Origin of the sequence: Mycobacterium kyorinense (assembly GCF_001672775.1) — a bacterium.
Lineage (GTDB): Bacteria > Actinomycetota > Actinomycetes > Mycobacteriales > Mycobacteriaceae > Mycobacterium > Mycobacterium kyorinense_A.
Genome location: NZ_LZKJ01000024.1, coordinates 1 through 5730, shown reverse-complemented (window position 1 = coordinate 5730; position 5730 = coordinate 1). Strand labels below are relative to the sequence as shown.

The following is a 5730-nucleotide window of genomic DNA, read 5'->3' as shown; positions in this document are numbered from 1 at the left end:
GGTGACCATGATCGCCGGCGGCAGCCCGGAAAGGTCAGTGACATCTGCAGGCACCCGATACGCGTCGTCGCCTGTGCCGGCACCTCGGTCGGCCAGCTCGTGCATGTAGCTGATGTCATCGAGCGAAAGCATCGGGGCGTCGGCAAGCGCCCTGATCGACGGCGTCCTCATGTCGCGGTCCAGGCCCGGGTACAGCAACACCTGACAACAGATCACCGGGCCGCCACGGTCGCGGGCGGCCAACGCCACGGCGGCCGCCAATGAGCCGCCGGCGCTGTCACCGACCACCGCAAGCCGAGTCGGATCAACGTCGAGTCGCTTGGCGTTTTCGGCAACCCACGTGGTGGCACAGTAGGCGTCGTCAAACTGTGCGGGCGAAGGATTTTCGGGCGCAAGCCGATAGTCAACGGCGACCACTGTGGCATTGCTCTCGGCGGCCAGCGTGCGTGCCAGCGGCTCGAACGAATGGTTGGAGCCGAGAACCATTCCGCCACCGTGGAAATACAGCAGCACCGGCGCGTCGGCTGCATGGCTCGGACGGTAGATGCGTAACGGGATCGGTCCGCCGAGGCCGGGTGCCGCAGCGTCCTCGATGGCCGCCATTGTCGGCATATCGCCGGGAAGGGGCGCCGATTCGATCGCTTCCCGCACGGCGCGCAGACCACGTTCGCGCATCGGTGGAATCGGCCCGAACGAGGCGACGCGTGCGGCAGCGTCGGGATCTAGGTTCACTGTTCTGCGGGGTCGAATCGGCGTGGACGTAACGCAGGCGGTCGCTGGGAGACAAGGGTTTCGGCGCGCTCGGCCATCGCCGAGCCGACATACTCGGGTTGGGTGAGAAGGTAGAAGCGTCCTTCGGCGGCCTGGTCGAACAGTGCTTCGGCAGCGGCCATGGCGTCCATGGCGTCGGCTTTGATGTCCAGCATGGCCGAACGCTGCGACTCTGCGGCCGCCACGTCGCCGTCGTCGACTCCGCCGGCAGACTCAAAGATGTTGGAGACCACCGCGCCTGGCAGCACCGCTTGTACGTGGACGTGATTGTCGTGTCCGGCCAACTGCACCTCTAACCGCAGGCATTCGGTGAGCGCAAGCACCGCATGCTTGCTCATGATGTAGGGCGCCTGCAGTGGCACGGTCGCGACCCCGCCGATCGACGACAGGTTCCACACCCACGCGGGTCCCGGCGTGGCCAGCATCTTCGGCAAAAACGCACGCACACCGTGAAAGACCCCACTGATGTTGACGTCGACGACACGCTGCCAGTTCGGCAGCGGCGTGTCCCACAGATATCCGAATTGTTCGACCCCGGCATTGTTGACCAGCAGGCGCACCGGTCCGAAGTCGCGATAAGCCCGTTCGGCAAGCTGCTGTACTGCCTCGGGATCGCGCACGTCGCATACCACGTCGTGGGCTGATCCACCGGCAGCGCAGATCTCTTCTCGCAGCGCGGCGATTGCGGCAGCATCGACGTCGGCCAGCAGCACGATCATCCCCAGCCGGTTGGCATGCCGTGCCAGTCCGGCACCGATTCCCGCGCCGCCACCAGTGATGACGGCCACGCCGCCGAAAAATGCTTCCCTGGCGTCCACCGGTTAAGGACCGGCAGCGCTGACGACGGTGGCCTCCGACAGCGGAACCGAGTCGGTGGTGTCCAGGACGATGTCCATCTCGGTGAACTCCAGCCCGTTGGCGCAGCGCCGCACAGCGACGTGGGCTACCCCACTGGACACCGCGAAGGGAACGAAGTTCGCAATCTGGTTGACGAATATGTAGAAGCGCGCGCGGGTTATCTCGCCGTCGGTGCCGGCGCGGTGCACGTTGGTCGCGTGATGGCGCAGCGGGTACGGGCTTTGCCGGCGATGATCGGTCAGCCACTCCATCACCGCGTCGCGGCCGTGCAGCTCCGGTGACATCAGTTCTTCGAAAGGACTGGCGCCTGAATCGCTTCGAGTCAGGTACCGGACGTTATCGGCATATCGCGCCGCCAGCTCGTCGTAGTGCGCCGCGTCGTAGTGGTACCAGAACTCGGCGATGAATTCTTGCAGCTCGGCCAGCGGGATGTCGTTGCTCACAATTCTTCAGTCAAGCCGCTACTCGGTGGCGACGGAATCGTTGTTGACCGGTCAGTGGAACATCATCCGCGCCGGCGCGAAAGGCTTCCCGCTCAGTAGACACAACCGGAGCTGGGCAACCGAGATCAGCTGATACTGGCGTCGACATGCTTAGCCAATCCATGGCCGCCGAGCTGCAGGCCAACCTGGAGCAAGCCGATCCTGGCGTGCTGGTCGCCGTGTTGGCGCAACTAAGCGGTGATCCCGGGATCGTCGACAAGTTCGGGCCGGCGATCTCCCACCTGCCCGATCCGCCCGAACAAGCCGGTGTCACCGATCCGCAGACCGCCGCGGCCCTCGTCGACGCGCTGGTCGACATCCTGACGGGAGTATCGGCGCCTGCCGGCGCGGTCGCCCATGACGATCCTGCGCTGTTCGCGCGGACAGCACCCATCGGGCTGGGCGTGGCGGTCAACGACCGTGAGGTACCGATGCTGTTGGAACAGGGTGGTTTTCACAAGTCCCGCCCGGTATTGCCGCGCACGGTCCCGATTCCGTCGGCGACCAAGGTTGCGATCGTCGGTTGCGGCTTGGCCGGCATTGCGGCCGCGATCGCAGCGGCCGACGCCGGCGTCGACTACGAGATTTATGAGCGCCACCCAGAGGTCGGCGGCACCTGGTTTACCACCACATACCCGGGGATCGGGGTGGATACGCCATCCACCTATTACTCGCTGTCCTGCGAACTCAACCCCGACTGGTCCAGCTACTACCCGATGGGGTGGGAGTACCAGGCCTACCTGCAGGCCGTCGCCGGCAAGTACAAAATCCGTGACAACACACGGTTCAACACCGAGGTCGAGGCGCTGTGGTGGGATGACGAGCAGCTGCACTGGCAGATTCATACTCGCTCGGCCGACGGCACTCGCGCCGTCAGCCACGCGGCGGTGGTCATTACCGCCGCCGGCTACCTCAACAGGCCCCGATTCCCGGAGCTTGAAGGTCGAGACACATTCGGCGGCATCAGCATTCATTCGGCGCAGTGGGATCCCGAACTCGAGCTGGGCGGCAAGCGGCTCGCGGTGATCGGTGCCGGCTGCACGGCGGTGCAGATCGTCGACTCGGTTGTCGACGACGTCGAGCACCTCACCGTGTTCCAGCGCCAGCCACACTGGGTGGCGCCGCGCCGCCGGTCATCCGACGACGTGCCTGACTACCAGCGCTGGCTGGCCCGGCATGTGCCGCACTACGCGAATTGGATTCGGCTGAAGTCGTATTGGTCGACAGCCGACAACAACTATCCGGTCATCCAGGTGGACGACGAGTGGTCGGCCTCGCACCTGTCGATCTCACCCGCCAACGATGTGCTCCTGCGGTATTGCCTGGACTACATCGACCGCACCTTCGGTGCGGGTAGCGAGTTGGCAAAAAAGGTCACCCCTGACTTCGCCCCGTACGGTAAGCGCATCATCCGCGACCCCGGCGGTTACTATGCCGCGCTCGCCCGCCCCCACGTCGACGTCGAAGCCAGCGAACCGGTGCGGGTCACACCCAACGGGATTCTCACCGAGGACGGATGCGAGGTTGAGCTTGACGTAATTGTCTACGCCACGGGTTATTATCTCGACTTCCTGTCCACGATCGACATCCGTGGGCGCGACGGGCGGTCCCTGGCCGACGAATGGGCGGGCACCCCGCGTAGCTATCGCGGCGGCACGGTGCCCGGCTTTCCGAACCTGTTCATCACATCGCATCCCAACGGCAGCCCGGGCCACGGCGGCGGGCACAACTTCGGGGTCGAGGTGGCCGTGCACTACATCATGGAGTGCCTGCAACTGATGGCCTTGCGCGGTGCGCGGTGCATGGAGCCGACCCGCGAGGCGTACGAGGACTATGTCGCGCGGCTCGACGACGTGATGGAGGGGTTGGTCTGGCGGCACACCCCGACCGCACATACCTACTACCGCGTGGAGTCCGGGCGCGTGGTGGTGGCCAATCCGCTCCGAATGATCGACTGGTGGGAGGAGCACCGCGCGCCGATCGAGGAGCACTTCGAGCTGCGATGACCCAACTCTTGGCCGGCAGAACGGCGTTGGTCACCGGCAGCAGCCGTGGCATCGGACGTGCTATCGCCCAACGGCTTTCCGCCGAAGGCGCCACCGTCGTGGTGACGGCGCGCTCCCATGAGCCGTCGCCATCGCTGCGCGCCGGTAGGGCTGCTGCACTGCCCGGGACGATCGGGGAAACCGTGGCATCGATCGAGCGGGCCGGCGGGAGTGCACTGGGCCTCGCCGCCGACCTCGAGGACGTCGAACAGCGCGAGCAGTTGATCGACGAGGTGGTCGATCGCACCGGAAGGCTCGACATTCTGGTCAACAACGCCGGATACGCCGATTACTCGCTAGTCGAAGACATGCCGCTGGAGACCTTCGACCGGACGGTGGAGCACTATCTGAGGGCACCGTTCGCGTTGACGAAGGCGGCGGTGCCGCACATGCGCAATCAGGGCGAGGGCTGGATCGTCAACATCGGATCGGTGACCGGGCTGGCCCCGATCCGACCGTATCGCGACTACAACAAGACCGCCGGTGACGTGGTCTATGCGTCGATAAAGGCGGCGTTGCACCGATTCAGCCAAGGGCTGGCCGCCGAGTTGCTTGATGCGAATATCGCCGTCAACTGTGTCGGCCCGTCCACCGCGGTGCGTACTCCCGGTGCAGCGGAACTGATTCCGGATAGGTTCCCGACCGAACCTGTCGAGTACCTGGCTGAAACCGTGCTGGCAATGTGTCATCTTGCTGCGGCCGAGCGGACCGGGCTGGTGGCGTTTAGCCTGCACTATCCGTGGTCTCAAGGGTTGCCGGTGCACAGCCTCGACGGCAAGACGCGGCTGCCCCGGTTGGAGCCCCCGACGTCTGCCAACCCGAATATCTTGCTCGCCGGGCTGTAGTGCCGTCGCGCCCTTAGCCGAGTACCGCCGTGTCGGTCCGGCAGAAGCTGTGGCAGACGCGATCGCGCACGATGACCTCAGGGCATTCGGGATCGAACCAGCGATCCACGTAGGCCCAATGAATCGGATGCATGAGATACGGGCCGGTCAACCCCTCGACGTCGGTGAATTGCTGTTCGAACACATGCGTCCACCCCGAAGCGCCGGTGGCTTGTTCGACGTGGCTGAGCTGCCAGGCGGTAATGGTGCGCACGTATTTGGGCATCAACTTCAGGTCGGCCTCGAAACGGGCGAGGGTGGCGTCGTCGGTACCAGGTGTCACGCGCAGCAAGAGTGTGCGGTAGACGGTGCCTGGACCCTCTGACCAATCGGTGCTGGCGGGGCTGCCGGCGTAGCTGGCCCCGTTGATGTGGCTTATCGCAGAGTCAGCCAGCACGCGATTGAATTGGTCTGCGACACAATTCCATTGGTGCTGATCGGCGAACCGCAGACGTATCAGGATGTCGCCACCGTTGCGGGAGCCGGGCAGCGTCGGCTCCACCAGCATGCGCTCGGCCCCGGTCTGGGAGGCCGCGCTGCGCAACGCTGCCAGGATATGATCGCGGTTCTCAGCGGCTACGTCGATCAGCCTGACGACGCTAAACACCGCAGAGTCCGTCCACGTCTGTGGCGTCGGCTGCGACGCTGCGGGTGCGCTCGATCACCAGGTCGGCGAGATCGGCCCACCAC

Annotated in this window: 6 protein-coding genes; 2 read left to right on the top strand and 4 right to left on the bottom strand. The window is 65.1% G+C overall.

Annotated features, from left to right (window positions below; genetic code table 11):
* From A5707_RS01450 to A5707_RS01440, 3 genes are all read right to left on the bottom strand, one after another.
* A partial coding sequence (locus tag A5707_RS01450; RefSeq protein ID WP_082969182.1) for an alpha/beta hydrolase occupies nucleotides 1-675 on the bottom strand: 675 nt, incomplete at its 3' end.
* A 53-nt stretch (nucleotides 676-728) separates the two neighbouring features.
* Nucleotides 729-1589, bottom strand: a complete 861-nt coding sequence (locus A5707_RS01445; protein WP_065012752.1) for an SDR family NAD(P)-dependent oxidoreductase — start codon at nucleotides 1587-1589, stop codon at nucleotides 729-731.
* Between the two features lie 3 nt (nucleotides 1590-1592).
* Nucleotides 1593-2072, bottom strand: coding sequence for a nuclear transport factor 2 family protein (locus A5707_RS01440; protein WP_065012751.1), 480 nt, complete (start codon nucleotides 2070-2072; stop codon nucleotides 1593-1595).
* Nucleotides 2073-2218: 146 nt separating this feature from the next.
* Between A5707_RS01440 and A5707_RS01435 the strand changes: the two genes are divergently transcribed.
* Together A5707_RS01435 and A5707_RS01430 are read left to right on the top strand one after the other, a co-directional pair.
* A complete protein-coding gene (locus tag A5707_RS01435; protein WP_065012750.1) occupies nucleotides 2219-4117 on the top strand; it encodes a flavin-containing monooxygenase in 1899 nt (632 codons plus the stop codon).
* The gene (locus tag A5707_RS01430) at nucleotides 4114-5001 is read left to right on the top strand and encodes an SDR family NAD(P)-dependent oxidoreductase (RefSeq protein ID WP_065012749.1); all 888 of its coding nucleotides are present in this window, start codon (nucleotides 4114-4116) and stop codon (nucleotides 4999-5001) included. Before A5707_RS01435 ends, A5707_RS01430 begins: the two co-directional genes overlap by 4 nt.
* A gap of 13 nt (nucleotides 5002-5014) precedes the next feature.
* On the opposite strand, the gene A5707_RS01425 is transcribed toward A5707_RS01430, so the two are convergent.
* Nucleotides 5015-5647: a Dabb family protein gene (locus tag A5707_RS01425; protein ID WP_065012748.1), complete on the bottom strand. Its 633-nt coding sequence runs from the start codon at nucleotides 5645-5647 to the stop codon at nucleotides 5015-5017.
* Between the last annotated feature and the right edge of the window lie 83 nt (nucleotides 5648-5730).